We start from the raw sequence: 26,144 nt of genomic DNA, 5'->3' as shown, positions 1-26,144 counted from the left end.
TTGGCGGGGATCAGGCGGCCGAGCCGTCGGCCCTGGGGTAATCGGTCAGCCCCTTGGCACCGCCGCCAAACAGGGTGGCCGGATCGTGCTGGGCCCAGGGTTGATCGCGGCGGATCCGCTCCGGCAGGTCCGGGTTGGCGACGAAGGGGCGGCCAAAGCCCACCAGGTCGGCCCAACCCTCGGCGATGGCCGCGCGGGCGCGTGCCGCATCGTATTTGCCGGCGTAGATGAGGGTGCCCGGATAGGCCTCACGCAAAGCCTGTTTGAAGTCGACGCCCATCAGGGGGGCATCGTCCCAGTCAGCCTCGGCGATGTGCAGGTAGACCACGCCGAGCTCGCCAAGCAGGCGCGCGGCGGCGGTGTAGGTCTGCTCGGGATCGGCGTCGACCGTGCCGTTGAGGGTGGTGAGCGGCGCCAGACGCACGCCGACCCGCTCCATGCCGATCTCGGCGCCGACCGCCTCGACCACCTCGCGCAGGAAGCGCAGGCGGTTGTCGAGGGAGCCGCCGTAGCAGTCTGTGCGGGCGTTGGATTCCGAGTCGAGAAACTGGTTGATGAGATAACCGTTGGCCCCGTGCAGCTCGATGCCATCAAAGCCCGCCGCCATGGCGTTGCGGGCCGCCTGGCGAAACGCCTGCACCACGTCGGCAATCTCTTGGACCGAAAGAGCGCGTGGAGTAACGGTTTCCACAAAGCCCGGGGCATTGTTCTTGTCCACAAACACCCGCACCCCCTCGGCGCGCAGGGCCGAGGCGCTGACCGGTTGGGCGCCGCCGATGTTGTCCGGGTGGGTGACGCGACCCACATGCCAGAGCTGGGCGAAGATGGTGCCCCCGTTGGCATGCACCGCATCGGTCACGGTACGCCAGCCGGCCACCTGATCTGGGCTATAGATGCCGGGGGTCCAGGCGTAGCCCTTACCGAGGGGGGAGATCTGGGTGCCTTCGCTCACGATAAGGCCGGCACCGGCACGCTGGGCATAATAGGTGGCCATCAGCTCGGTGGCCACGTCGCCGGGCTGGGCGGCGCGCGAGCGGGTCATGGGCGGCATGACGATGCGATTGGAGAGGGTCAGCCGGCCAAGGGTAAAGGGGGTGAAGAGGGGATCGGGTTGCATGGGGTGCCTCGAGAGGTGTCAAACAGAGGGCTCCAGCATAGGGGGCGTGTTATTGTCAAAAAAGACCATTAACAGCAAAGCAGTGCTGCATTTATCGCAGCAATAGAGGGAGAAGAGGGGGCATGAGCCCCCGCTGTGGTTATTCCCGAACGGGTGTGGCGGGCGTAAAGAAGTCGCGCCGAAAGCGTCCGATGGCCGCTTCCCGCTCGGCCTGCCAGCTCGCCTCATCCATGGCGTCCCGGCGCAGGGCCAGGTTTGCCTCCAGCTCGGCCAAGGCCTCCTGGTAGTGGCGGCGCTCGGTCCGTTGGGCCTGTTGCTGCGCCTCGAAGGCGAGGGTGGCACTGGCCTGCTCCCTTGGCAGAAAGTGGCGTGCCATCGGCGCCACGGGATCATCGGGCCAGAGCTGACGCGCCTGCTGCAGGCGGGCGGCGGGATTGAAAAGATCGGGAGCCAGGGCCGGCTCATCGTGAGCCCACTGATCCTGCAGGCTCGAGAGCGCGGCCAGGCGCTCGCCCTGCGAGAGCCCTTCGGTCGCCTCGGCGAGGGCCTCCAGGGCGAGGGCGTAGCGTCCTTGCACCAGCAGGGCCGAGGGCAGCTCCCCGAGCAGGGACGACAGGGCCGCCACCTTGTCACTGAGGGGGGCGTCGCTCGATTGCGCCTCCCCGGCGAGCAGGCTCTCCTGCCCGGGACTCAGCGGTGGCAGGGGCTCGACAGCCGGCGCGGTCGCAGCCGCGGGCGGCGTGCTGGGCGCCTGTCGAAGCGTCTCCTGCGCGAGCGGGTGGGCCTGCGGCGCGGGAAGCGGGGCCCCGGGCGCGGCACCTGTTTGTGCGGGGCCGTCTGCGGGCCACAGCAGCCAGACGCCGAGCAGGCAGAGGGCGAGCGCCCCCAGCCGCGCCTTCATCGACTCACCTCGGCCTGTACCGGGAAGTGATCCGAGAGGTTGCTCTCGGGCCAGATCCCGGCGGCGCTGGTACGCGGTATGGCCACCGTGTTGCGGTTTGCACTGGCCGGGGCGTAATCCTGGCTCACCATGACGTAGTCCAGATACTCCACGTTGGCGCCACCCGAGAGCAGGCCGCCGGAGTAGGCGTTGACGCGCGGATCGAAGGTGGCATCCCAACCGGCATAGCCGGGCTCGCTGGCGTTGAGGCCCGCCAGCATGCCGGCGTAGTCGTCCGGGAACTTGCGCTTGTTGACGTTAAAGTCGCCCCCATAGAGCACTGTATCCCCCTTGGGGATGGCCAGACGCGCGGCGAAGTCGCGGATCTGGCGGAACTGGGTCTGACGGATGGCGCGGGCGGCGTCGGTATCGAAGGAGGCGGCATGGGTGGCGAACAGGTGCCAGGCCTTGCCCCCCTTGATCACCTCGGCATAGACCACCCCCTTGTCGGCGAAGCAGTCGGTGCCGGTGCAGTCGGGATAGACGAACTGGGCCTCGCGCACTATGGGGTAACGGCTGACGATCACCACGCCCCCGTCGTGAATGTTGATGCCGGGCTTGTCGAGCACCTTGGTCTGGTAGGGATACTCCCTGGCCAGTGCCTGCAAGAAGGCGTCGCGCCGCCCGTCGAACACCTCTTGCAGCAGCAGGGCGTCATACCCCTTGAGGTGTGATGGCAGCAGGGCCAGCCGTTCGCCGATGCGCTTGGCGATGACGGGAAGGGCCCAGATGTTGTAGGTAGCGACCGAGAGGCGCCCCTCGTCGGGTGATGGGGTGGGCGCACTCTGGGGGGCCGTGATCTGATAGTCGAGATCGTCATAGCGGCCGGTATAGCGGGCGGCAAAGGCGAGTTCGCTGGCGCCGGAGAGACGATGGATGGTGCGATCCGACAGCCAGCCCGAGCTGCTCTCATCGGTGGCGCCCCCGTGGCGCAGGCTGCTGTTCCACCAGGTGCCGACCATCTCCTGACTCAGGGTGTAGCGGCTGCCGTCGGCGGTGGTGACCCGGGTCTCGAAGCGATCGACCTGACCGGCCTTGACCCCCTCGTAGCGGTTGAAGCTCAGTACCATGGCCCGCTCCCAGGGACCAAGTTCCTGGCGGTGCTGGGTCCACTGACTTCCCTCTTGCAGGGGGCCATCGTGGCGCACCTCGATCTGAACCGGCTCGGGGCTGTTATTGGTGAGATAGACATCTGTGTCGGCCAGGGCGAAGGCGCTGGTGAGCAGCAGAGGAAGGGCTAACCGGGCGTGGTACATGAGTGACTCCTTGTCATTGGATGGAATGTGCCCGTGTTATGCCGGGCACAGGAGTCACTTCATTTACATATTTGTTACAACTCGGTGAAAGACCCTATATGGGGGGGATCACAACCAGCGCTTCTCGGCGGTGAAGCAGACCGATAGCCAGGCATCTCCCAGGGTGTCGCCGAGGCGGCTCCAGAGCTCCTGGCGCAGGGCATCCTGGCGGGCGATGGGCCACTCCTGGCCCTGGGGCACCAGAATATTGAGTTCGAGATCGAAGCGGCGGCCGCTCTTGGCCAGATGGCTGTAGCACTCGACCCCGTAGCGATCGCGAAGGGCCTGCACCTCTTGGTGCACCCTTTGCTGTACCTCCCCCCTGGGGGCGATTTTCAGCACCTCGCGCAGATTGCGTCCGAGTACCTTGATGGGGATCAGGGTGGCACACAGGGCCAGCACCGAGACCAGCACAGGGTCGATATAGCGGTTGTAGTGGCCATAACCCGCCTGCTCGAGGAGCAGGGCGATGACAAATCCCACCAGCAGGGTGGCACTCAAAATGGTGTCGACCAGCCACTCCTTGGCATCGACCCGCACCAGCTCGGAGCCGGTGCGCCGTGCCACCTTGGCCTCCAGGGTGTAGATCCCGGCACAGAAGAGGGTTGAGATGCCGGCGTAGAGCAGGGCGTGGTCGAGCGCTATCTCTCGTCCCCCCTGGCGCAGTGCGGTGATCCCCTCCCCGAGGGCAACCAGACAGAGGATCAGTATGAGGGCGCCATTGACGACGTTGGCGATGGGCTCGAAGTGGGCATAGCCGTATTGGAAGCGGGCGTCGTGGGGGCGGGTGACCAGATAGGCGGTGACCAGACCCAGACCCGTCATCCCCATGCTGAAGAGGGTGAAGATGCCGTCGAGCAAGATGGCATGGGAGCCGACAAACAGACCGTAGGCGATGCCGAAGGTGGCAAAACCGATACAGCCAAACAGAGAGAGGGTGAGGGCCTGTTTCTCTGTACTGATAACATGGCTAAGAGAAGCCATAACAATCCTCCATAGGTAGTCAAACAAGGTGGTGGAAAGGTGCCTGACAGGCTTGATCCCGCCGCCGTCGTGGCTGGTATACTGCCCGCCGACGAATAACAAGATGTGAGCGAATGTCGGACGGCGTGGATGCCGGCCGCATTGTGGTCGCCGGAGCGCCGGCTGGAGCAGCATGTCGACTGACATGGTTAAACAAGCAGGGAACAAGGATTCATGATCCCGAGACTCGATTATCAAGGCAGTGTGTCCCCTCTCGTCCTGGCTTTCCTCGATGCCTTGAGGGCAGGAGGCTTTCAGGGCGATATGGACAGGTCATATGCGGGCCGGCTCGCGATGGCGACGGACAACAGCGTCTATCAGGTGACGCCCCAGGCGGTGCTCTTCCCAAGAGACGCCGACGACATCAGCCGTATGCTGACCCTGGCACAGGAGTCCCGCTACCGGGAGCTGACGTTTTCTCCCCGGGGCGGCGGCACCGGCACCAATGGCCAGTCTTTAAGCGCCGGCATTATCGTCGATCTCTCCCGATATATGAACCGGATCATGGAAATCAATCCCGAGCAGGGGTGGGTGCGGGTCCAGGCGGGGGTCATCAAGGATCAGCTCAATGCCGCCCTCAAGCCCCACGGTTTCTTCTTCTCTCCGGATCTCTCCACCTCCAACCGCGCCACCATAGGCGGCATGGTCAACACCGACGCCTCGGGGCAGGGCTCACTCGTGTACGGCAAGACTTCGGATCACGTGCTCGGTCTCAAGGCGGTGCTGGAAAATGGCGACATCATCGCCACCGAGCCCCTCAAGGGATCGCGCCTCGCCGACAAGCTGGCCCTCAAGAGCCGGGAAGGGGAGGTCTATCGTACCCTCTATCGCATCGGCCGCGAGCGCCGCGCCGATATCGAGGCGACCTTCCCCAGGCTCAACCGTTTCCTGACCGGCTATGACCTCAAGCACCTCTATGACCCCGTCGAGGATGCCCTCGACGTGAGCCGGGTGCTGTGCGGCTCGGAAGGCTCCCTCGGTTTTATCGTCGAGGCGCGCCTCAACATCACCCCCATCCCCCGCTTTCGCACCCTGGTCAACGTCAAGTACGACAGCTTTCCGTCAGCCCTGCGCAGCGCCCCCTTTATGGTGGCGGCCGAGGCCCTCTCGGTGGAGACAGTGGACTCGCGGGTGCTCAACCTGGCCAAGGCCGATATCATCTGGCACTCGGTGAGCAGCCTCATCGAGGAGGTGCCGGGCAAGCGGATGGACGGGCTCAACATCGTCGAATTTGCTGATCTTGACGAGGCCGAGCACGCCGCCAAGGTCGCCGAGTTGTGCCGGCGCATCGACGAGCTGATGGCGCGCGGCGAGGCGGGCATCATCGGTTATCAGGTGTGTGACCACCTGCCGAGCATCGAGACCATCTATGCCATGCGAAAGAAATCGGTGGGGCTGCTTGGCAATGCCGACGGGCGCAAGAAGCCGGTCGCCTTTGCCGAGGATACGGCAGTGCCGCCGGAGTCCCTGGCCGACTTCATCATGGAGTTTCGCGCCCTGCTCGACGAGCACGGCCTCGACTACGGCATGTTTGGTCACGTGGATGCCGGCGTCTTGCACGTGCGCCCGGCCCTGGACATGTGTGATCCCGAGCAGGAGGTGATGTTGCGACGCATCTCGGATCGGGTGGTGGCACTGACCGCCAAATACGGCGGCCTGATGTGGGGCGAGCACGGCAAGGGGTTCCGCTCCGAGTACGGTCCCGCCTTCTTCGGAGAGTTGTGGGAGGAGCTGCAGCGAGTCAAGGGAGCATTCGACCCCAATAACCGCCTCAACCCGGGCAAGATCTGTACCCCCTTCGGCAGTGCCGCCGAGCTGGTGTCGGTGGACGGCCCCAAGCGTGGCAAGTATGACCGCCAGATCCCGGTGGCGGTGCGCGAGAGCTACACCCGGGCGCTGGACTGCAACGGTAACGGCCTGTGCTTTACCTTCGAGACCGACTCCCCCATGTGCCCCTCGGTCAAGGTGAGCCGCGACCGGCGTCACTCCCCCAAGGGACGCGCCGGCCTGATGCGCGAGTGGCTGCGCCAGCTGGCCCTGCAGGGATTCGATCCCCTCGCCGAAGAGGTGGCCCTGCAGTCGGGCGGCGTACGCTTCAAGCAGATTGTCGACAAGGTGCGCAACACCTGGGCCCGCTCGCGCGGTCAGTACGACTTCTCTCACGAGGTGATGGAGGCGATGGAGGGGTGTCTGGCGTGCAAGGCGTGCACCAGCCAGTGCCCCATCAAGGTGGATGTGCCGAGCTTTCGCTCCCGTTTCATGCAGCTCTACCACAGCCGCTACCTGCGCGCCCCCAAGGACTACTTCGTCGGCACGGTAGAGAGCTATACCCCCCTGATGGCCAAGGCGCCGCGCATGGTCAACTTCTTCCTGGAAAAGGAGTGGATGCAGAAGGCGAGCGAGAAGGTGCTCGGCATGGTGGATGTGCCCCTGCTGTCGGTACCGACCCTGGCCGAATCGCTGCACGACCACAAGGCGCGTTACTTTGACTTGCCGGGGCTCGAGCACATGAGTGCCGAGCAGCGCCAGAAGGTGGTGCTGATCGTGCAAGATCCCTTCACCAGCTACTACGACGCCCCCGTGGTGCGGGATCTGGTGCACCTGTGTGGCAGGCTCGGTTACCAGCCCTATCTGCTGCCTTTCAAGCCCAACGGCAAGCCCCAGCATGTGAAGGGGTTCCTGCGCGCCTTTGCCCGCACCGCCGCCAACACGGCCCAGTTTCTGGGCAAGGTGGCCCGCCTCGGGGTGCCCCTCATCGGGGTCGATCCGGCCATGGTGCTCTGCTACCGGGACGAGTACGTCAAGGCCCTGGGGGAGGCGCGCGGTGAGTTCAAGGTGCTGCTGCCCCAGGAGTGGCTGCTCTCGCTGCCGGCCCCCGAGGTAGAGGCCGGCGGTGACGAGCCATGGTACCTGTTTGGACATTGCACCGAGAAGACCGCCCTGCCGGCCAGCACCCAACAGTGGAAGCAGGTATTCGAGCGCTTTGGTGCCCGCCTCGAGGCGGTGGCGGTGGGATGCTGCGGCATGGCCGGTACCTATGGCCACGACGCCCGCCATCTGGAGCACTCGCGCGCCATCTATGGGTTGAGCTGGGCCGAGCCCCTCTCGCGGCTGCCCAAAGAGCGCTGCCTCGCCACCGGCTATTCGTGTCGCAGCCAGGTGGGACGCATGGAGGGGGAGAAGCTCAAGCACCCGCTGCAGGCGTTGCTCGAGCGGCTGTGATGCTCAAACCCAGCAAGCGCTTCCTGGTGCCCGAGGAGTATTGCCACGCCCGCTTCGTGCTCAAGGGGTGTGGCGAGGCACAGGCGGTGGTGGAGTATGTGGCGCTGATGCGCGAGCGAGAGCGGCTGCATCAGCTGTTTCGCCCCGATGACCCCTGGCCGTCGGCGCACTTCTCCCTGGCCCAGCACGAGGCGGATCTGGAGTGGCAGGTATCGGAGTTTCGCGCCCGCCGCTCCTTTGTCTACTCGGTGTGGGATGCCGCCGAGACGAAGCTTATCGGGGGCGTCTACCTCTACCCCTCGCTGCTGCCCGGGGTGCAGGTGGAGGCCTTCTTCTGGCTTGTCGGGGAGGCCCCCATCGATGAGGAGAGCTTTGGCCTGGCGCTACGGCGCTGGCTGGTCAACCGCTGGCACTGGAAGCAGCCCGTGTTTCCCGGCCGTGACATGCCCTGGGTAGAGTGGCCCGGGGTCACTTATCCCTGGTAGCCGAAGGCTACACCTGTGTAGAGAAGAGCAATGTCTATCTGGAAGAAACCCATGAGCCTGGCGGGGTTGGAGGCGAGTTCGCACAACACCCTGATGGCCCACCTCGATATTCATTACAGTGGCTTTGGCGACGACTGGATTGCCGCCACCATGCCGGTCGACAGTCGCACCCACCAACCGCTGGGCATGTTGCACGGGGGCGCCTCCGTGGTGCTGGCCGAGACACTTGGGTCGATTGCCGCCAATATGGCGGTGGATGGGGATCACTACTGTGTCGGTCTCGACATCAACGCCAACCACATACGTGCCAAGCGCGAAGGGGTGGTGACCGGGGTGACCCGTCCGGTGCATCTGGGAGCCACCACCCAGGTGTGGCAGATAGAGATAAAGGATGAGCGGGATCGCCTCATCTGCACCAGCCGGATCACCATGGCGGTACTCAAGGCCAAGCGTTCGGGCAGCACCCTCTGAAGCGCGTGCCAGAGCGCTGGTTGAAAAATCACCATGCCAATCGTGCCGCACAGGCATATACTTGCCATGTCTTTGAGATGCCAATCACATTTTTCAAGACAGCCGGAGAAAGTGGCGCTATAATCGCCGCCTTTTTGCTATTCCGCGGTGTGAACCGCCTGCCTTAAACCTGGAAGAATCTATGTCTGATACCGAACAACTGCCCCTGTTTGACGAGCTGGGATTGGCCGCGCCCATTTTGAAGGCGCTGCATGACGTTGGCTACGAGCGCCCGTCACCGATCCAGGCCGCCTCCATTCCGCCGCTCCTGGCGGGTCATGATCTGCTGGGGCAGGCTCAAACCGGTACAGGGAAGACCGCTGCTTTCGCGCTTCCGCTTTTGTCTCGCCTGGAGGCGGGCAATCGCTCTACCCAGATTCTGGTTCTGGCTCCGACCCGTGAGCTGGCCATCCAGGTCTCCGAGGCGTGCCAGCGTTACGCCCACCACATGCCCGATTTCCACGTGTTGCCCATCTATGGCGGCTCTTCCTACGACACCCAGATCCGCGCCCTGCGTCGCGGTGCCCAGGTGGTCGTCGGTACCCCGGGTCGCGTCATGGACCTGATCCGTCGCAAGAGCCTGGATCTCTCCGGTCTGAAGGCCCTGGTGCTGGATGAAGCGGACGAGATGCTGCGCATGGGCTTTATCGACGACGTGGACTGGATCATGGACCAGTGCCCGGCCGGTCGTCAGGTTGCCCTCTTCTCTGCCACCATGCCGGAGCAGATCCGCCGCGTGGCCCAGAAGCACCTGAAGAACCCCAAAGAGATCAAGATCGCCTCCAAGACTGCGACCGCAACCACCATCCGTCAGCGTTACTGGCAGGTGACCGGCTCCCACAAGCTGGAAGCCATGACCCGTCTGCTGGAAGTCGAGCCTTACGAGGCCCTGCTGGTGTTCGTGCGTACCAAGAACGCCGCCGAAGAGCTGGCCGGCAAGCTGGCCGCTCGTGGCCATGCCTGTGAAGCCCTGCACGGCGACATCCCGCAGAAGCTGCGTGAGCGTACCGTCGAGAAGCTGCGTCAGGGTCAACTGGATATCCTGATCGCCACCGACGTGGTCGCCCGCGGTCTCGACGTCGAGCGCATCACCCACGTGGTGAACTACGACATTCCCTACGATACCGAGTCCTACGTGCACCGTATCGGCCGTACCGGTCGTGCCGGTCGTAAGGGTGAGGCCATTCTGTTTGTGGCTCCGCGCGAGCGTCGCATGCTGCGTTCTATCGAGCACGCGACCCGTCAGAGCATCGAGCCGATGAAGATGCCGACCACCGCCGACATCAACCAGCACCGCCTGACCAAGTTCAAGGAGCGCATTCGCGAGACCATGATGGGTGAGGAGCTCGAGACCTACTACGAACTGGTCAACGAGCTGGTGCAGGATGAGTCTGTCGACCCCATCGAGCTGGCTGCCGCCCTGGCCAAGCTGGTGCAAGGGGATCAGCCCCTGCTGCTCGACGAATCCAAGCCGGATCCGCTGCTCTCCCAGCCGTCCCGCGAGTTCGACCGTCAGCGCGACTTCGGTGACCGTGACTTCAACAACCGCGGCGAGCGCGACTTTAACCGTGGCGATCGCCCGGCCCGTCGCATGCCGGGTCTGGAGCCGCGTCCGCTCAAAGACAATCCTGACGTGAAGATGGAGCGTTTCCGCGTTGACGTGGGTTCCCATCACGGCGTCAAGCCGGGTCAGATCGTCGGCGCCATCGCCAACGAGGCCAACCTCGAGAGCCGCTTCATCGGCAACATCGAGATCGCCGATGACTTCTCCACCGTCGACTTGCCCAAGGGCATGAGCGCCGAGGTGATGGAAGTGCTGCGTCGCGCCCGTGTCTGCCAGCGCCCGCTGATGATCACTCCCTACACCGAAGTACCGGAAGGGACCCGCAGCGCTCCCCCGCGCCAGTTCCGTGACCGCCCCTTCAACAAGGAGCGCCGTCCGTTCAAGGAGCGTCGCGAAGGCAATGGTAACCGCGAGCACGGCAACCGCGAAGGTGGCTTTGACAAGCGCAAGTTTGGTAACAAGCGCCGCGAGCACAACTGATCATACTTGGGTAACACCGGGTGATATGATGAGGGCCGATCCACGATCGGCCCTCTCTTTTTTGCATTCGGTGATGTCTTGCCGGTTATTCCATCAGCTTTTTCACCGCCTCCCGGGTCAGCGCCTGATTGAAGCGGGCCAGTGCCTCCCGCCCCTGGGGAGTGTCGGTGAAGCAGACATGCAGGGTCTTGTCCTCCAGCAGTCGATCGTTGAAGCCGATCTTGTCGGCCAGCCCTTGCAGCTTGGGATCGCTTTGCAGCAGAAAGCCCATCACATTCTTGTCGATCACCGCGAGATCCAGCCGCCCGTTGCCCAGTTTGAGCAGGTTTTGGGCATCCGAGGTGGTCGCATCGACACTGAGAGCCTTGCTGGCTACCCGACTATCAAAGTCGGCGGTGTTCACATAGCCGGTCACCACTCCTATCTTCTTGCCCTTGAGATCGTCCAGGCTCTGCCAGGTGACGGGGTTTGCCTGTTGCTGGGCAAAGCCGAGGGGGCCATGGCCGATGGGATCCGAAAAGAGGCAGGGGCTCTGGGGATCCTGGTACTCGGGAAAGTAGCCCACCACCTCGGGATTGGCCTTGGCCTCGTCCACGGCTCGCTGCCAGGGGAGGAACTTGATGGTGAGCGGCTCTCCGGCCGCGGTGAAGGCGGCCTTGACCACCTCGCTGGTCTTTCCTTGCCCGGGCAGGGTCGCCCCCGTGTAGGGAGGCCAGTCCAGGCTGGTGAGGGTGACAGCCTGGGTGGCCGTGGCGGTGAGCAGGGGCAAGATGGCCTGTGCGAGTCGACTCCTGAACATGGGGATATCTCCGGGGATTAGGGTTCCCTAAAGATAGCCTTCCCGGGCACGCTGTCATGTTGGCGGGGCAGCGGGGGACCAAACAGTACCCCGAGCCGCTCTCGCCAGGGGAGGGGGCGCGCCTCACGGAGCATGTCGCGCCACTCATGGAAGGTGAGGGTGATGGGGTTGAAGCTGTGAATGGGCTTGGTGATGCCATAGCGGCACGGCGTGGCCGGATCCTCTTCCACGAAGGTACCAAAGAGGCGATCCCAGATGATCAGCACGCCGGCGAAGTTGCGATCGATATAGCCCGGATTGCTGGCGTGGTGGACCCTGTGGTGGGAGGGGGTGTTGAGTACCCACTCGAGCCAGCCCAGGCGCCCTATGACCTGGGTATGGACAAAGAACTGGAAGGCGAGGCTCAGGAGCACGGTGGCGACGACCGCCTCGGGAGGAAAACCGAGCAGGATCATCGGCAGCCAGAAGAGCCACATCCCCGAGACCGGGTACATCAGGCTCTGGCGAAAGGCCGTGGAGAGGTTGAGGTGCTCCGAGCTGTGATGCACCACGTGGGAGGCCCACAGCCAGCGCACGTGGTGGCTGGCGAAGTGGAACAGCCAGTAGCAGAGATCCTGTAGCAAGAAGAGCAGCAGTACGCTCCAGAAGGTGAGCGGGATGTCCAGCAGGCGCCATCCCCAGACCGCATCATAGATGTGGGTGATGAGCAGGGCGGCGAGCAGATCCCCCCCCTGGTGCATCAGGGCCAGGGTGGCGTTGGCCAGCAGATCGCGCCACTGGTAGCGGGCGGTGGGGAAGCGCTCCCCGTGACGATGCAGGTACCACATCTCGGCTCCGATAAAGAGCAGGAACAGGGGGGCCAGGTAGAGGAGGATCAGCTTCACATCCATATGAGTCATCCTTGTCGATGTTTTGCCCAGCATACTGCACTTTTTGCATTCGATTAACAGGCGGCGATCCCCCTTTTGGGGTGCTTTTGGGCCGTATCTGCGGGGAACAATGATGAGGATGTCAAAAGTGTTGTTACCGTCATGTTTCAATAGGGACACGGCAGCGGCTTTTCCATATACTCCCGTCAGTGTTGAGTCAGGTTAGACAAGCATGGATGCAGCTCTCTCCCATACCGATACTCGCCTCCTGATACTGATGGTTCTGTTTGGCTATGTGCTGGCCTTTCTCACCCTCACCCTCACCTGGCGGGCCTATCGTCAAATCCCGGGTATCCACTTCTGGTGGGCAGCCAGCCTGATGGCGTTGGCCGGCCTGACCGGTTTTGTGGTGGGTACCCAGCTCACCCTCCAGTCGGGGTTGTGGGCCGGTAATCTCTTCTTGTTGCTTCATGCGGCCCTGATGCTGGCGGGGGTGCGTGCCTTCCTGCAACTTCCCAACGAGTGGCAACGCTGGTGCAGCGGCCTGTTGCTGCTGCTCGGATTGCTGGGCTTGAGCCATTGGCTCGGGATGCCGCGAGCCTCGTTGCTCCTGATGGCGATCGCCTTCTCGGGGTTTGGCGCCATGCTCATCTGGCAACTGGCGCGCCACGGGGGGCGAGACTATCGCCTGGTGATGCCACTGCTGGGGCTGGTGACCCTCTCTCTCACCCTCTTCGTGTTGATCAACACCCTGCTGATGAGCGGCATACCCCTGCCCTGGGATCATCGTGCCGCAATCATCACCGCCTGTCTGGCCATGCTGGTGGCCGGTTACCTGACTCCGGTGGGGGTCTTGCTGCTCTGTATTCAGCACCACACCCTCGCCCTGCGCCAACAGGCCACCCATGACCCGCTGACCGGGCTCTACAACCGCCGGGGGCTGCACCAGCGGATGCGTACCCTGATGGATCGGGCGCCACTGATGGTGGCCATGATGGATCTCGATGACTTCAAGCAGATCAATGACAGGTTTGGCCACGAGATGGGGGATCGGGTGCTGCAGGGGGTGGGCCGCCAGCTGCAGTGCCTGCCGGGCACCGTCGCCGCCCGGATCGGGGGTGAGGAGTTTGTGTTGCTGACGCACCTCGATGAGGAGCAGAGCTATCGGCTCTGCGAGCAGCTCTGTGCCGAGATAGCCCTGCTGAGCTTTGGCGAGGTGAGGGTGACTGCCAGCCTGGGGGTGGACCGCATCCTGGCCGGTGAGCGTTTGGAGGCGGCGCTCAAGCGGGCCGATCTCGCCCTCTACCGGGCCAAGCGCCTGGGCAAGAACCGGGTCTGTGGTAGCGAGTGTCTGGACAAGATGCCGTCCGGACTCTGAGGACGGCAGCCCGGTCAGCCCGGTTGGCGAGGAGCCTGGGCCCGCAGGAAGGGGAGCAGCAGCAGGGCCGAGATGCCGGCGGCGATGGCGATCACCACGAAGAAACCTTGCCAGTGCCAGATCTCCATCACCCTGGCCAGGGGGTAGCCCGAGAGGGCCGCGCCCATGTAGGCGAAGAGGCCGACAAAGCCGGTGGCGGCACCCGCCGCGTCCTTGTGGGAGCACTCGGCCGCGGCCATGCCGATCAGCATCTGGGGGCCGAAGACGAAGAAGCCGATGGTAAAGAAGCAGGCCGCCTGCATCACGTAGGTGGCGAAGGGCATCAGCCAGAGTGAGCCCACCGAGAGCAGTATGCCGGCGGCGAAGATGAGGTTCATGGGACCCCGGTTGCCGTTAAAGAGCCGGTCCGATCCCCAGCCCGCCACCAGGGCGCCGACAAAGCCCCCCAGCTCAAACAGGGTCACCGCCGAGTTGGCCGTCACCAGATCCACCCCCAGCCGCTCCTGCATATAGAGGTTGCCCCAGTCGTTGATGGCGGCACGCACCACATAGACCAGCACATAGCAGCAGGCGAGCAGCCAGATATAGGGGTTGGTCAGCACGTAGCGATGGAGGATCTGGCGCCGGGAGAGACCCGCCCCCTCCTGCTGCTGGGCCATCTCCAGAGCATCCTGGCGCCATACCCCCACGCTCGGTAGCCCGAGGGTCTGGGGTTTGTCCCGCAGTCGCCAGCACAGGAACAGACCGGCGGCAATGGCGCACAGCCCCGGCACTATCATGCCGGCGCGCCAGCCATAGTGCAGGGCCACGGTGGCCACCACCATGGGGATGAGGGCGCCCCCCACGTTGTGGGCCGTGTTCCACAGGGCCCACCAGCCACCCCGCTCGGAACGCGAATACCAGGTGGTGAGCAGCTTGGAGCAGGGAGGCCAGCCCCATCCCTGGAAGAAGGCGTTGGCGACCCAGAGCAGGGCGAACAGCCAGAGCGAGGAGGAGAGACCGAACAGTATGTTGACCACACCGGTGGCCATCAGCCCCAGCCCCATGAAATAGCGGGGGTTGGAGTGATCGCTGACGATGCCCGAGAAGAACTTCGACAGCCCGTAGGTGATGTAGAAGAGGGTGGCCAGCAACCCGATATCGGTGCGCGCTATGATGCCGCTGGCCAGCATGTCGGGCATGGCGGCGTTGAAGCTCTTGCGGGTGAAGTAGAAGAGGGCGTACCCCAGATAGATAGAGAGCAGGATATGACGGCGCCAATAGCGATAGCGCTGCGCTATCTCTGCCGGGTCCGTGATAGCCGGGGCCCAGGCCGGGCTTCTTAAAAAACCGAACATCAGCGCTCCTTGTTACGTCTGCCGGGCAGGGTGACCGAGAGGCGGGTGCCGTGGGTGCAGGAGAGGGAGAGCTCCCCCCCCATGGCCTGCAGCCGCTCGCGCAGGCCAAGCAGGCCAAAGCCCCGGGGGGCCTGATCCTGGGGCAGCCCGCAGCCGTCGTCTTCGAGCACCAGATGCAGCCACTGCCCCTGATGCCAGGCCTGCAGGGTCACGGCGCTCGCGCCGGCGTGTTTGACCACGTTATTGAGCCCCTCCTGGCAGACCCGAAACAGGGTAACCCTCTGTCCTTCACTGAGTTGCTCCTCGTCGATGCGCCACTCCAGGTGAGTGACGATCCCCTGGGCCTCCAGCTCCATCTCCCGCAGCAGGGCGCGTACCGCCTGGGTCAGGGGGAGATCGTCGAGCTGGCGCGGGCGCAGCCGTCCCAGCAGGCGGCGCACCGCATCATAGACCCCGAGGGAGAGCTGCTCGATGAGGGCGCTGCTCTGGGTCACGCCGGGGTTATCCGGTGCCAGACGCGGCAGGATCCCCGCCTGGGTGCGGATGGCGGTGATGGTCTGGCCTATGTCATCGTGCAGCTCGCGGGCCACCTCCCGGCGCACGTGCTCCTCGGTCTCCACCAGTCGCTCGGCAAGCTGGCGATTGCAGGCGAGCTGGTGCTCGAGCTCGCCGTTGAGCTCGCGCAGACGCTGGATCCCGGCCCCCAGCAGCAGGCCGGTCAGGCTCTGGGCCAGCAGGGAGAGAAGCAGGTCCACCGCATGATCGTGCCAGGTCTGGCCCGCGATAAGGGCGATGGCGTTCATCAGGGTGGCCAACAGGGCTCCCTGCCAGCCATAGCGCCAGGCAAGGGCGATGATGGGCAGCGCCAGACAGAAGGGGGTGAAGCGGGCCAGCTCCTTGGGCAGCCCCAGCTGCAGGGAGAGGCTCACCGCGAACAGCAGCAGATACCAGATGAGGTGACGGGCGCGCCAGGCCACCGGCTGGGCCACCAGGGCAGGGCCCAGGGGCTGCCAGCTGGCCCGGGTCAGGTAGTGCCAGATAAGCAGGCAGGTGGGGGCCAGTGTGAGACCACCGGTGAGGGTGAGCAGCAGGGCGGTGAGCCCATCCTGGCCAAACCAGAGCAAGGATTGCAGCAGGGCCGCCGCCACCAGGGCCGCCCCTTGCAGCAGCAGGGTGTGCCACTCGTCGGCACGGCGCCACTGATGGGCCAGAGCCACCGGCAGCAGGGTGAGCAGGGAGCCGGCCACCAGCCAGCTCGCATTGGGCATGCCCACCTGGCTATGAAGCCAGGCGATGAGCCCCCACTCGCTGAGCAGCAGCACCGGCCAGAACCGGCGCGGGCATTGCAGCATCAATCCCAGACGCAGGCCGAAGGGGAAGAGCAGGGCGGCCAGCTCGGGGCGCTCTACCAGATGCAGGCTGATGCTCCAGAGGCAAAACCAACCGGCGCTGAAGATGATGCTGCCGGAGAGAGCCAGGGGCAGCAGGCGGGGAAGGCGGTACATCACCAGTTGTCAAAGAGGCGGCGGGCCAGCTCGACATTGTTGCCCACCCCCAGCTTCTCCATCAGATTGGCCCGATGCACATGCACCGTCTTGGGAGAGAGGCCGAGCTCGGCGGCGATGGCCTTGACCTCCATCCCCTGGGCGAGGCGCTCGGCCACCTGGCGCTCGCGGCTGGTCAGGGGATCCTGACGCGCACAGGCGAGCTTCTGGGCGATCTCGGGGGTGAGGTAGCAGCCGCCGCTGGCGGCGGTGCGCACCGCCGCGATCAGCTCGTCCGGGTGGCAGCGCTTGGAGAGGAATCCTTTGGCGCCGGCCTTGAGCGCCTGCTCGATGAGGGCGGGGCTGTCGTGCACCGACAGCATGATCACCGCCAACCCTCTGGGCAGCTTGCTCAACAGGTCCAGCCCCGAGATATCGGGCATGGAGATGTCACAGATACAGACCCGGGGGGCGCAGCCGGGCAGGCCGGCCAGTGCCTCCTGGCCCGAGCCAAATTCGCCCACCACCTCGAGATCGGGCTCGAGGGAGAGCAGCTGGGCAAAGCCGGAGCGCACGATCAGGTGATCGTCGATGAGGGCGATGGTGATCATGGTGACAACCGAAATAGGGAGGAGGCGCTACCTTACCCCTGGCCATGGCCCGACTCAAGTCGAAGCGGCGCCTCCCTTGATCTGCATTCCCCTTTTTAGCGGTGCAGCTCGCCGGCACGCTCCGGCTGATAGAGCACCTCGAGGATGCGAATCCGCAGGGGCTGGCCGGCAGGACCCGGCCATGTCATCTCATCACCCACCGTCAGGCCAATCAGGGCCGAGCCGACCGGGGCCAACACCGAGATGCGCTGTGGATCTCCCTGCACATCCTTGGGGTAGACCAGGGTGAGGCTGTGCTCCTCACCGCTGCTCTCCAGACGAAAGCGAACGGTGGAGTTCATGGTCACCACATCGGCGGGCATCTGTCCGGGCTCGAGGACCTCGGCGCGACTGAGCTCCCCTTGCAGGGGATGGTTGAGGGCCTGCTGGGGAGGCAGGCTCTCGAGCAGTCGCTCGAGGCGCGCCAGATCGAGGGAGGAGAGGGTGATCTTGGGTCGTTGCATGGGGTGACTCCTTGCTGTTTGTCCATATGGTCAAGGGCTCGCGACCACCCAAAGTGGCGCAAGCTGGCGAAAGAAGATGAGGCGCCCCCGGTCGACGGGGCGGGCCGGGGGCTTAGGAGGGGGTGGCCCTGAAGAGGGGGGAAATGGCGGGTCTCATGGGCATACCATAACCAGAAGGGATGCGTTTGGCAATTTACGGCTCGGGGGCCTGGTAGTCGTATTGGGCCAGGATGCGCCGCAGTGTGCCGTCTCGGTGCATCGACTCCAGGGCGGCGCGCCAGCGGCTCGCCTGGGCTGCGGGGAACTCGGGGTGGGCGGCCAGATAGAGGCTGGTGCGCTGGAGCGTCTCCCCGCGCAGGAGATGGGAGGTGGGAAGCTCGGCCCTGAGCTGGTTGTAGTTAACCGTATTCCAGGCCGCCGCCCAGGCCGAGATGCGCCCGAGCGACAACTTCTGGGCGTTGCGTACCTCCTCGGTGGCCAGCTCCAGGGTCACCCCCTCGACCCGGCGCAGCCGGTCGTGGGCGAGGGAGTTGCGTAGCACCCCTATCTTGTCCCCGCGGCGGCGGGTCTCGGCCAGGGTGAGCGGGGTCGGGTGGTGACGGCGGTCGGTGACCAGCACGAACGACTCCTCGAGCAGGGGCACAATCCAGAGAAAGTGCGAGGCGCGCTCCTCGCTCCAGGCGGGGGGCAGCAGGAGCACATCTTTGCGATGACGGGCCTGACTGAGTGCCCTGGCAAAGGGGAGTACCTCGATATGGAGTGGCTCACCCAGGCGCCGGGCGGCCTCTTCCAGCACCTCGACGGCCATGCCCGTCGGTGCCCCTTGCTGCGACTTGATCGCGTAAGGGGGCACCTCGGCAGCCAATACCTCGATGGCCAGGGCGGAACCGCTGACGAGCAGGGCAAGCAGGGCACAGAGCAGCAGTGGCATAGGGCAGCGGGCCAGATAGCAAGGGAGAGGGGGGCTCCATCCTCCCCCATGGGCGGGGCTCAGTCAAAGAAATCGCGCAGATCCTGGGTGGGATAGTCGTTAAAGGCCTGCCAGGGGAGCTGTTTGGGAATGGGTTGGCGGGTCAGCGTCATGCGGTAACTGCGCCAGCCATCCAGGCTCCCCGACTCCAGCGCCAGAGCCACCTGCTCGCGCTCGGACCAGAGCACCCGGGTACGCTCGTTCCCCTGACGCTGCTCATACCAACGCGCCCCTTCCGGGGCAGGGTCGTCTTGCGGCGTCATGGTGGCCAGGCTGGCCGGGTCGACCAGGTGACGCAGGCGTGCCCAGTCGGGCTTGAAGGCGACCTGGCCATACTCCTCGGGGGGCACCTCCACCACCTGGCGATGCCAGGCGTCGGCGTAGCGCAGCCAGGGGGCGCCCCGGTCGTCCGGGCTTATCCAGCGTGCCGCCATCTGATAGGCGAAGTGTTTGTGGCCGCTCTGGCCGTCGTGGCGGGCGTGGAAGGCGCGGGCGATGGGCAGCGGGATGAGCCGTTCGCTCCACAGGGTGTCGCCGACGCGCAGCCAGCGCTCCTGCCAGCGGCTCTCCTTGACGATGCCGTCGGCGGTGGTGGTGCGCACCTCGTAGCTGATGCGGGCGGCCAGGTCTGGGGCGCCTGCCGCCTGAGTGAAGGGGGCGGCCAGCAGGGCCAGAACCGGGAGGGAGATTCGTTGCATGGGCTCTTCTCAAGAGAGGCGGGGCGGCGTGGCCGCCCCGCGGGGGATTACAGGCCGAGGGCGGCCTTGATCTTGCCAAACACCTGGGTGTTGTCGATGGTGCCCTTGAAGGCGGTGCTGCCGGCGCCCCCCGAGAAGAGCATGACGTCGCCGCCGCCGTGGGTCTCGGAGTCGAGTCTGACGCCGGTCTCCTGCAGGTAGTCATCGGCGGTGACCACCTCGCTGGTCAGCACGGGGCGAGTGTCCGGGCGGTTGGGGCCGTTGCCAAACACCAGGGTGGTGTAGGGCTTGCCGTCGGCATCCAGGGCCGGGGTGCCGGCCTTGTCCTTGACCAGATCCAGCACAGGGTTGCCCTTGGCCGCGTAGCCGTTGATGGTCATGGTGTGGTCGTGGTCGGCGGTGACCACCACCAGGGTCTCGGTGAGATCCACCTTGGCCAGGGCCGTCTTGACCGCCTCGTCCAGCGCCACCGCATCGGTCAGTGCCCGCTTGGCGTTGGTGCCGTGCAGGGCGTGGTCGATACGCCCCCCTTCCACCATCAGGAAGAAGCCCTTGTCGTTACCGGCCAGCAGATCGATCGCCTTGGCGGTCATCTCCGAGAGGGACGGTTGGGTCGAGGCCGCGCCCTTGTTCTGGCGATCGAGGTCGTAATCCAGGTGCGAGGTGGCGCTAAAGAGGCCGAGCACCTTGCCAGCATTCACGCCCGCCAGACTGCTCTTGGTGGTGACGTAGTGATAGCCCTGGGCGCTGAGCTCGGCGGTCAGATCGCGGCCATCGGCGCGCCCCTTCTTGTTGCCGGGACCGTAAGGGGTCCAGTGGTTGGCCCCCCCCCCCAGCAGCACGTCGACCCCGTCACCGAGCGCCTGGTTAAAGCCCGCTCCCCCTGGTACCGCCTGGGCCGCGATGGCGTAAGCCGCGTCACGGTGGCAGATGTGGGCATAGGTGGCGGCCGGGGTCGCGTGAGTCAGCTCAGTGGTGGTGACGGCGCCGACCGACTTGCCGGCAGCCTTGGCCAGCTCGAGCAGGTTGGGTACCGCAGTGCCGTTATCGCTGGCGCAGTTGTTGATGCTCTTGTTGCCGTTGGCATCCTTGCCCGGCGCCACCGCCAGGGTATCGCTGCTCATGCCGATCACCTCGTTGTTCATCTTGATGCCCGTGGTGTAGGCGGCCATGGAGGGGGCTGAGTCGGTGGTCTGGGCATCGTGGGAGAAGGTCTTGACGCGCGCCGCGTAGGGCAGCTTCATCATCTCCAGGTTGCCCTCTTCCCCCACCTTGTAGAGACGGGTGGCGGTGAGGACGGTGGGGCCCATGCCATCGCCGATAAAGAGGATGACGTTCTTGGCCGGGGCGGCCTGGGTGGCGCCACTGGCGAGCGCCAGGCCAAGGGCGGCGGCGAGAGTGTGCTTGTTCATGGTGTGCTCCTTACAGCTCGGCGGCGGCCTTGACGACGTTGAAGACGGCGGTGTTGTCCATGGATCCGTGGAAGCCCTCGGCCCCGTGGCCCATGGCCCCGAGGAAGACATCGGTGCCGCCGTGGGTCTCTTCACCGGCCACGTCGCTGATGCGCACGACCGCCTCCTGGGCGTAGTCATTGGCGCTGACGGTGGCCTCATCCAGGCTCTGGCGTGGCCCCTCGACCCGGTTGTGGCCGTTGCCAAAGCCGATGATGGTGTAGGGGTTACCCTCTTTGTCGAGGGTCGGGTTGCCGTCCCCGTAGTTCTTCACCAGACCCAGTACCCCCGGGTTAGTGGCGGTAGTCTTGCCGGTGCGTTTGGCATAACCGTTCAGCACCAGGGTGTGGTCATGGTCTGCGGTCACCACGATGAGGGTGTTCTTGAGCTCGGGATCGCTCTTTTTCACCTCGTCGATGGCGGCCTGGATGGCGTCGTTAAAAGCCACGGTGTCGACCAGGGCGCGTTTGGCGTTGGTGTCGTGCAGGGCGTGATCGATGCGCCCCCCCTCGACCATCAGGAAGTAGCCGCGCTTGTTCTGCTTCAGGTGCTTGAGGGCGCTTACTGTCATCTCGGAGAGCGACGGCTCGCCGCTCTTGCGATCGAGCTCGTAGTTCATGTGGCTGCTGCCAAACAGCCCCAGCAACTTCTTGTCGGTGGTGGCGGCGGCCAGTTCGCTTTCGTTGCTCACAAACTGATAGCCCTGGGCCCGCATCTCGTCGATGAGGTTGCGTCCGTCGCCGCGTTTTCCCTTCTGGTCGCCGGGCAGGAAGTGGCGGCTGCCACCCCCCATCACCACGTCGACCCCGTCACCGAGGGCACCGTTGAAACCAGCCCCGCCCGGTACCAGTTGGGCGGCGATGTCGTTTTCCAGATCCCGGTTGCAGATATGGGCATAGGTGGCGGCCGGAGTGGCGTGGGTGATGCGGGTGGTGGTGACCACGCCGGTGGCGCGTCCTGCCTGCTTGGCCAGCTCGAGCAGGGTGGTGGCCCGCTTGCCGGCACTCTTGCTGCAATCACTCTCGTAGGTGGCATCCCCGTCCATGGAGATGACGCCGTTGTTGCTCTTGACCCCGGTCATGTAGGCGGACATGGAGGGGGCAGAGTCGGTCACCTGGGCATCGTGGGAGAAGGTCTTGATAAAGGCACTCTGGGGCAGGGTGTCAATGGTGAGACTCCCCTCTTCACCGACGCTGTAGATGCGTGAGGCAGTCAGGGTATTGATGCCCATGCCATCACCGAGAAAGAAGATCACGTTCTTGGCGACGGGGGTGGAATCGTTCGTGGAGTTGCACCCGGCTGCCAGGGCGGCGCCGATAAGCAGTGCAAGTCCTGCCACTTTTTTCATTACTGTCACTCCTTGTTAAGACTGCCGGCAGGGTAGAGGGGCTCTGTTTCGGTTCTGTGTAAAACAGGTGACAGAATGATGAAAATAGTTGTGGGGCAGGGAGTTAGCAAAAGGGTAGGGGGGAGGGAAGCGCGGCGCTTTTGGTCGCTGGCGATTTGGTTTAGACTGCGCGCTTCCATCTTGAAGAGTTCTCTTGTACAGCATGAATACGCCCAGTTACGAAATGGTGATGCGCTGGCTGCAGGCCGCCCGCATCGAGCACTACATCTGCGATCAGTGCCATGGCATTCATATCGTCTCCCTGCAGTCGGTGGACGGGGTTCAGGAGAGCCGCATCTTCGTCGAGGAGGAGGGGCTGCTCTTCTCCACCGAGCTGGAGCTGCGTCCGTCGGCCCTGCTGGCGGTGGTCTCGGATCTGGGGCGCCTCAATATGCAGTACCCCTCCCTGAAGGTCTTTGTGGATGTGACCGACGACAGCCTGCCTCGTCTGGTGGTGGGTCATACCGTCTTCACCAAGGCGGGTCTTTCGGTCGAGCAGTTCCTGCTGTTTGTCAACAGCACCGTCTCGGCCACCCACGAGGTGATCGCCGAATGCGAGCGCGAGGCCTACCTCAACCTGCCCGAGATCCAGGTCGGCAGCTCGCCGGTACACTAATTGCGCAAACAGACCGATTCATTCAGAAATCGGTTGACGGTGAGGGGCGATGACTCTAAAGTACGCCCCGTTCCGACGCACAGCGCGGTGCCGTGGAGATTGCCCACGTTAACAACAACCGACAATTTGGTGAGATGTCCGAGTGGCTGCCCGTCGACGAAGTCGACATGAAAAGCACGCATAGCGTGCTCAGCACAGCCAGCAAACATTAAGCTGACAAAATTTGGTGAGGTGTCCGAGTGGCTGAAGGAGCACGCCTGGAAAGTGTGTATACGGCAACGTATCGAGGGTTCGAATCCCTCCCTCACCGCCAAATTACGACAGAGTGCCGTGGCGATTGACCACGTAAAAACAATCGACAATTTGGTTTAGCGTTCGAGTGGCTGCCCGTCGACAAGGTCGACATCAAGAAGCACGCAAAGCGTGCTCCGCACAGCCACTGACATTAAACCGGAAACAATTTGGTGAGGTGTCCGAGTGGCTGCCCGTCGACAAGGTCGACATAAAGAAGCGCGCAGAGCGTGCTCCGCGCAGCCACCAACAATAAACCAAAAACAATTTGGTGAGGTGTCCGAGTGGCTGAAGGAGCACGCCTGGAAAGTGTGTATACGGCAACGTATCGAGGGTTCGAATCCCTCCCTCACCGCCAAATTACGACAGAGTGCCGTGGCGATTGACCACGTAAAAACAATCGACAATTTGGTTTAGCGTTCGAGTGGCTGCCCGTCGACAAGGTCGACATCAAGAAGCACGCAAAGCGTGCTCCGCACAGCCACTGACATTAAACCGGAAACAATTTGGTGAGGTGTCCGAGTGGCTGCCCGTCGACAAGGTCGACATAAAGAAGCGCGCAGAGCGTGCTCCGCGCAGCCACCAACAATAAACCAAAAACAATTTGGTGAGGTGTCCGAGTGGCTGAAGGAGCACGCCTGGAAAGTGTGTATACGGCAACGTATCGAGGGTTCGAATCCCTCCCTCACCGCCAAATAAAACAAAAGGGCCTGTCGAAAGACAGGCCCTTTTGTTTTATCCGCTGACGGGCGGCTCGGTTCGGGCCCTGGTTCGACAGGCGGGCAGGAAAGCCCGCCTGGACGGCCAGAGGCCGCCCGCAGGGCGAGCGCCAGGGATGGCGTGAGTCAATCCCGACCCACCCTCAAATGTTAAAACCGACCCCAGGGTCGGTTTTTGCACCTGGTTGCAGCGCAAAGCCTGATGCTTAAGGAAGGAGGGTGAGAAGCTTGGGCGGCTCGGTTCGGGCCCTGGTTCGACAGGTGGGCAGGAAAGCCCGCCTGGACGGCCAGAGGCCGCCCGCAGGGCGAGCGCCAGGGCGGGGGCGTGGTGAGCATTGCTTATTCTATCCCCGGTTGCTCATGGCGGCGGTCAGGTTGTCAGGGGGCGCCAACGGATGCCCTGCCGCAAGCATCCCCGTCTCGAGACAGATCCGGATCGCATCCGGGCGCCAGTGCTCTATGTCCCCGTCGACCAGCCGGCCTTCCGGGTCCAGGTTGCGGCGCCGAATGCGCAGCACCTGGCTCCCTTCGGCGAGGTTCAGGCTGCGGGCCACCTCGCCGCGGGCGGCGGTGGCCTCAATCTCGAGGGCCGCACTGCCCTGGGGGATGCCAAAGTGCCGGGCATAGAGCTCGGTGAGCGACCCTTCCAGATCTTCGTGCTCTATCCCCACAAAGCGCGCCGCCACCAGCTGGTGGGTCACGTGCAGCACCGGCCGCCCGTCGATGGCGCGCAGGCGCCGGATCTCCACAAGCGGTGTGAGCGGCGCGACGCCCAGCCACTGGCACTCTCCGGCGCCGGCAAGCAGCGGCTCCACCGCCAGCAGCCGGGTGTGGGCGCGCCGCGCCGTGCTGTCAATCCAGTGGTGAAAGTGCAGATGACGGGCGGGATCGTAGGTGAGGCGCTGTGGGGAGACAAACCAGCCGCGCCGCTCGGCCCGGTAGATGAGCCCCTCGGCCTCCAGGCGCTGCAGGGCCTCCTTGACGGTGATGCGGGTGGTGGCAAAGCGCTCGCCCAGTATCCGCTCCGCCGGCAGCTGCTCGCCGGGGGTCAGGGTGCCCCCCTGGATCAGGGTGCGTAGGGTGTGGGCTATCTGCTCGCTTTTGCGTGCATAGTGGCGGGCAGGGGCACTGCTCTCGAACGCTGCGGACATAGGCTCTCCTTGGACTAGGCCAGAGCAGTGATAGCGCGACCCTGTGACAGCCCGGTGACAAGGTAAGAGATCGCTTAAACCAGCGCCGATTGTCACCAAAGTGACATCAAACTGCCCCGCCGCTGTCATTTTTGGCCTCTAGCATCCCTCTCGAACCTTAACTGACCTAGTCCAGAAGGATGGGATGATGAACAAACCGCTCGTGACTGCCCTGGCCGTGCTGGCCAGCCTGCAACCGGCCCTGGCTGCCGACTCCCTTGCAAAGATTGAACAGGCCGCCCGTCAGGAGGGCCAGCTCTACAGCATCGGCATGCCCGACAGCTGGGCCAACTGGAAGGATACCTGGCAGCAGATCGGCAGCACCTATGGTATCAAGCACCAGGACACCGACATGAGCTCGGCCCAGGAGATCGCCAAGTTCGCCGCCGAGAAAGAGAACGCCACCGCCGACATCGGCGACGTGGGCGGTGCCTTCGGACCGGTCGCGGTGCAGCAGGGGGTCACCCAGCCCTACAAGCCCTCCACCTGGTCCGACATTCCGAACTGGGCCAAGGATGCCGACGGCCACTGGATGCTGGCCTACACCGGCACCATCGCCTTCCTCATCAACAAGGATCTGGTCAAGAAGAACCCCACCTCCTGGACCTCCCTGCTCGATGGCAGCTACAAGGTGACCCTGGGGGATGTGGGGGTCGCTTCCCAGGCCAACAACGGCGTGCTGGCGGCGGCCTTTGCCACCGGTGGCAGCGAGAAGGATCTGAAGCCGGCGCTGGACCTGTTCGGCAAGCTGGCCCAGCAGGGCAGGCTGTCGCTCAACGACCCTTCCATCGCCAACATCGAGAAGGGCGAGGTGGAAGTGGGGGTGCTGTGGGACTTCAACGCGCTCAACTACCGCGACCGGATCGATCCCAAGAAGTTTGATGTGGTGATCCCGAGCGACGGCTCTGTGATGGCGGGCTACACCACCATCATCAACAAGTGGGCCAAGAACCCCAACGCCGCCAAGCTGGCCCGTGAATACATCCTCTCGGATGCCGGCCAGATCAACCTGGCCCGTGGCTACGCCCGCCCCATCCGCAGCAACGTGGTGCTGCCGGAGGAGGTCAAGGCCAAGCTGCTGCCGGCCGAGCAGTACGCCAGCGCCAAGCCGGTGACCGATCAGGCCGCCTGGGAGCAGAGCTCCAAGGCCCTGCCGCGCCAGTGGCAGGAAAGCGTCATGATCCACATGCAGTAAGGAGCCCATG

The 26,144-nt window shown here is 64.3% G+C and carries 22 protein-coding genes and 3 tRNA genes; 10 read left to right on the top strand and 15 right to left on the bottom strand.

The features are described from left to right. Positions 1-10 precede the first annotated feature (10 nt). The 4 genes from AB5Y48_RS07835 to AB5Y48_RS07820 all read right to left on the bottom strand — a co-directional run bounded on the left by AB5Y48_RS07835 (position 11) and on the right by AB5Y48_RS07820 (position 4,336). Positions 11-1,117, bottom strand: a complete 1,107-nt coding sequence (locus AB5Y48_RS07835) for an alkene reductase (RefSeq protein ID WP_368164128.1) — start codon at positions 1,115-1,117, stop codon at positions 11-13. A gap of 139 nt (positions 1,118-1,256) precedes the next feature. Next, on the bottom strand, positions 1,257-2,018 hold the full coding sequence (locus AB5Y48_RS07830; protein ID WP_082177953.1) for a hypothetical protein: 762 nt from the start codon (positions 2,016-2,018) through the stop codon (positions 1,257-1,259). Next, positions 2,015-3,313 carry a sphingomyelin phosphodiesterase gene (locus AB5Y48_RS07825; RefSeq protein ID WP_368164127.1) on the bottom strand — a complete coding sequence of 433 codons (1,299 nt, stop codon included), beginning with the start codon at positions 3,311-3,313 and terminating at the stop codon, positions 2,015-2,017. The genes AB5Y48_RS07830 and AB5Y48_RS07825 overlap by 4 nt, the downstream gene beginning before the upstream one ends. A gap of 108 nt (positions 3,314-3,421) precedes the next feature. After that, complete coding sequence (locus AB5Y48_RS07820; protein ID WP_368164126.1) at positions 3,422-4,336, bottom strand: cation diffusion facilitator family transporter; 915 nt, start codon at positions 4,334-4,336, stop codon at positions 3,422-3,424. A gap of 213 nt (positions 4,337-4,549) precedes the next feature. On the opposite strand from AB5Y48_RS07820, the gene AB5Y48_RS07815 reads away from it, so the two are divergent. The 4 genes from AB5Y48_RS07815 (at position 4,550) to AB5Y48_RS07800 (ending at position 10,636) form a co-directional block, all read left to right on the top strand. Further along, positions 4,550-7,597, top strand: coding sequence for an FAD-binding and (Fe-S)-binding domain-containing protein (locus tag AB5Y48_RS07815; RefSeq protein WP_368164125.1), 3,048 nt, complete (start codon positions 4,550-4,552; stop codon positions 7,595-7,597). Then, positions 7,597-8,082, top strand: coding sequence for a hypothetical protein (locus AB5Y48_RS07810; protein ID WP_060586679.1), 486 nt, complete (start codon positions 7,597-7,599; stop codon positions 8,080-8,082). Before AB5Y48_RS07815 ends, AB5Y48_RS07810 begins: the two co-directional genes overlap by 1 nt. Before the next feature lie 30 nt (positions 8,083-8,112). Then, a complete protein-coding gene (locus AB5Y48_RS07805) occupies positions 8,113-8,553 on the top strand; it encodes a hotdog fold thioesterase (protein ID WP_050665991.1) in 441 nt (146 codons plus the stop codon). A 181-nt stretch (positions 8,554-8,734) separates the two neighbouring features. Continuing rightward, positions 8,735-10,636 (top strand): DEAD/DEAH box helicase, encoded by a 1,902-nt coding sequence (locus AB5Y48_RS07800; protein ID WP_224161984.1) that lies wholly within the window; start codon positions 8,735-8,737, stop codon positions 10,634-10,636. 85 nt (positions 10,637-10,721) lie between these two features. Here the strand turns inward: AB5Y48_RS07800 and AB5Y48_RS07795 are convergent, their stop codons facing one another. Together AB5Y48_RS07795 and AB5Y48_RS07790 are read right to left on the bottom strand one after the other, a co-directional pair. Continuing rightward, positions 10,722-11,435: a substrate-binding periplasmic protein gene (locus tag AB5Y48_RS07795; RefSeq protein ID WP_368164124.1), complete on the bottom strand. Its 714-nt coding sequence runs from the start codon at positions 11,433-11,435 to the stop codon at positions 10,722-10,724. A 17-nt stretch (positions 11,436-11,452) separates the two neighbouring features. Next, complete coding sequence (locus AB5Y48_RS07790) at positions 11,453-12,325, bottom strand: sterol desaturase family protein (protein ID WP_224161998.1); 873 nt, start codon at positions 12,323-12,325, stop codon at positions 11,453-11,455. 211 nt (positions 12,326-12,536) lie between these two features. On the opposite strand from AB5Y48_RS07790, the gene AB5Y48_RS07785 reads away from it, so the two are divergent. Further along, complete coding sequence (locus tag AB5Y48_RS07785) at positions 12,537-13,682, top strand: diguanylate cyclase (protein ID WP_368164123.1); 1,146 nt, start codon at positions 12,537-12,539, stop codon at positions 13,680-13,682. Positions 13,683-13,696: 14 nt separating this feature from the next. Here AB5Y48_RS07785 and AB5Y48_RS07780 read toward each other — a convergent pair whose 3' ends face one another. The 8 genes from AB5Y48_RS07780 to AB5Y48_RS07745 form a co-directional block, all read right to left on the bottom strand. After that, entirely contained in the window at positions 13,697-15,019 is a 1,323-nt protein-coding gene (locus AB5Y48_RS07780) for an MFS transporter (protein ID WP_060586667.1), read from the bottom strand. Continuing rightward, positions 15,019-16,527, bottom strand: a complete 1,509-nt coding sequence (uhpB, locus tag AB5Y48_RS07775) for a signal transduction histidine-protein kinase/phosphatase UhpB (protein ID WP_368164122.1) — start codon at positions 16,525-16,527, stop codon at positions 15,019-15,021. Before uhpB ends, AB5Y48_RS07780 begins: the two co-directional genes overlap by 1 nt. Then, positions 16,524-17,114, bottom strand: a complete 591-nt coding sequence (uhpA, locus tag AB5Y48_RS07770; RefSeq protein ID WP_050665998.1) for a transcriptional regulator UhpA — start codon at positions 17,112-17,114, stop codon at positions 16,524-16,526. Before uhpA ends, uhpB begins: the two co-directional genes overlap by 4 nt. A gap of 95 nt (positions 17,115-17,209) precedes the next feature. Continuing rightward, positions 17,210-17,617, bottom strand: coding sequence for a nucleoside diphosphate kinase regulator (gene rnk / locus AB5Y48_RS07765; protein ID WP_224159992.1), 408 nt, complete (start codon positions 17,615-17,617; stop codon positions 17,210-17,212). 193 nt (positions 17,618-17,810) lie between these two features. Continuing rightward, complete coding sequence (locus tag AB5Y48_RS07760; RefSeq protein WP_368164121.1) at positions 17,811-18,548, bottom strand: substrate-binding periplasmic protein; 738 nt, start codon at positions 18,546-18,548, stop codon at positions 17,811-17,813. Between the two features lie 59 nt (positions 18,549-18,607). After that, positions 18,608-19,285, bottom strand: coding sequence for a hypothetical protein (locus AB5Y48_RS07755; RefSeq protein ID WP_224162004.1), 678 nt, complete (start codon positions 19,283-19,285; stop codon positions 18,608-18,610). Positions 19,286-19,332: 47 nt separating this feature from the next. Continuing rightward, on the bottom strand, positions 19,333-20,697 hold the full coding sequence (locus tag AB5Y48_RS07750) for an alkaline phosphatase (RefSeq protein WP_368164120.1): 1,365 nt from the start codon (positions 20,695-20,697) through the stop codon (positions 19,333-19,335). 10 nt (positions 20,698-20,707) lie between these two features. Then, entirely contained in the window at positions 20,708-22,084 is a 1,377-nt protein-coding gene (locus tag AB5Y48_RS07745) for an alkaline phosphatase (RefSeq protein ID WP_368164119.1), read from the bottom strand. Between the two features lie 202 nt (positions 22,085-22,286). Between AB5Y48_RS07745 and AB5Y48_RS07740 the strand changes: the two genes are divergently transcribed. The 4 genes from AB5Y48_RS07740 (at position 22,287) to AB5Y48_RS07725 (ending at position 23,724) form a co-directional block, all read left to right on the top strand. Continuing rightward, the gene (locus tag AB5Y48_RS07740; protein WP_050665619.1) at positions 22,287-22,739 is read left to right on the top strand and encodes a YbjN domain-containing protein; all 453 of its coding nucleotides are present in this window, start codon (positions 22,287-22,289) and stop codon (positions 22,737-22,739) included. Between the two features lie 225 nt (positions 22,740-22,964). Continuing rightward, a tRNA-Ser gene (locus tag AB5Y48_RS07735) sits at positions 22,965-23,052 on the top strand. Between the two features lie 248 nt (positions 23,053-23,300). After that, a tRNA-Ser gene (locus AB5Y48_RS07730) sits at positions 23,301-23,388 on the top strand. A 248-nt stretch (positions 23,389-23,636) separates the two neighbouring features. After that, positions 23,637-23,724: transfer RNA gene (locus AB5Y48_RS07725), tRNA-Ser, on the top strand. 369 nt (positions 23,725-24,093) lie between these two features. On the opposite strand, the gene AB5Y48_RS07720 is transcribed toward AB5Y48_RS07725, so the two are convergent. Beyond that, positions 24,094-24,900, bottom strand: coding sequence for a UTRA domain-containing protein (locus AB5Y48_RS07720; protein WP_368164118.1), 807 nt, complete (start codon positions 24,898-24,900; stop codon positions 24,094-24,096). Between the two features lie 187 nt (positions 24,901-25,087). Between AB5Y48_RS07720 and AB5Y48_RS07715 the strand changes: the two genes are divergently transcribed. Then, positions 25,088-26,134: an ABC transporter substrate-binding protein gene (locus tag AB5Y48_RS07715; RefSeq protein WP_368164117.1), complete on the top strand. Its 1,047-nt coding sequence runs from the start codon at positions 25,088-25,090 to the stop codon at positions 26,132-26,134. The last annotated feature ends 10 nt before the right edge of the window (positions 26,135-26,144 follow it).

The organism is Aeromonas sp. R6-2 (assembly GCF_040908155.1).
GTDB classification, from domain to species: domain Bacteria; phylum Pseudomonadota; class Gammaproteobacteria; order Enterobacterales; family Aeromonadaceae; genus Aeromonas; species Aeromonas schubertii.
The sequence above is the reverse complement of the archived record's forward strand: the minus strand, read 5'-3'. Positions and strand labels throughout refer to the sequence as shown.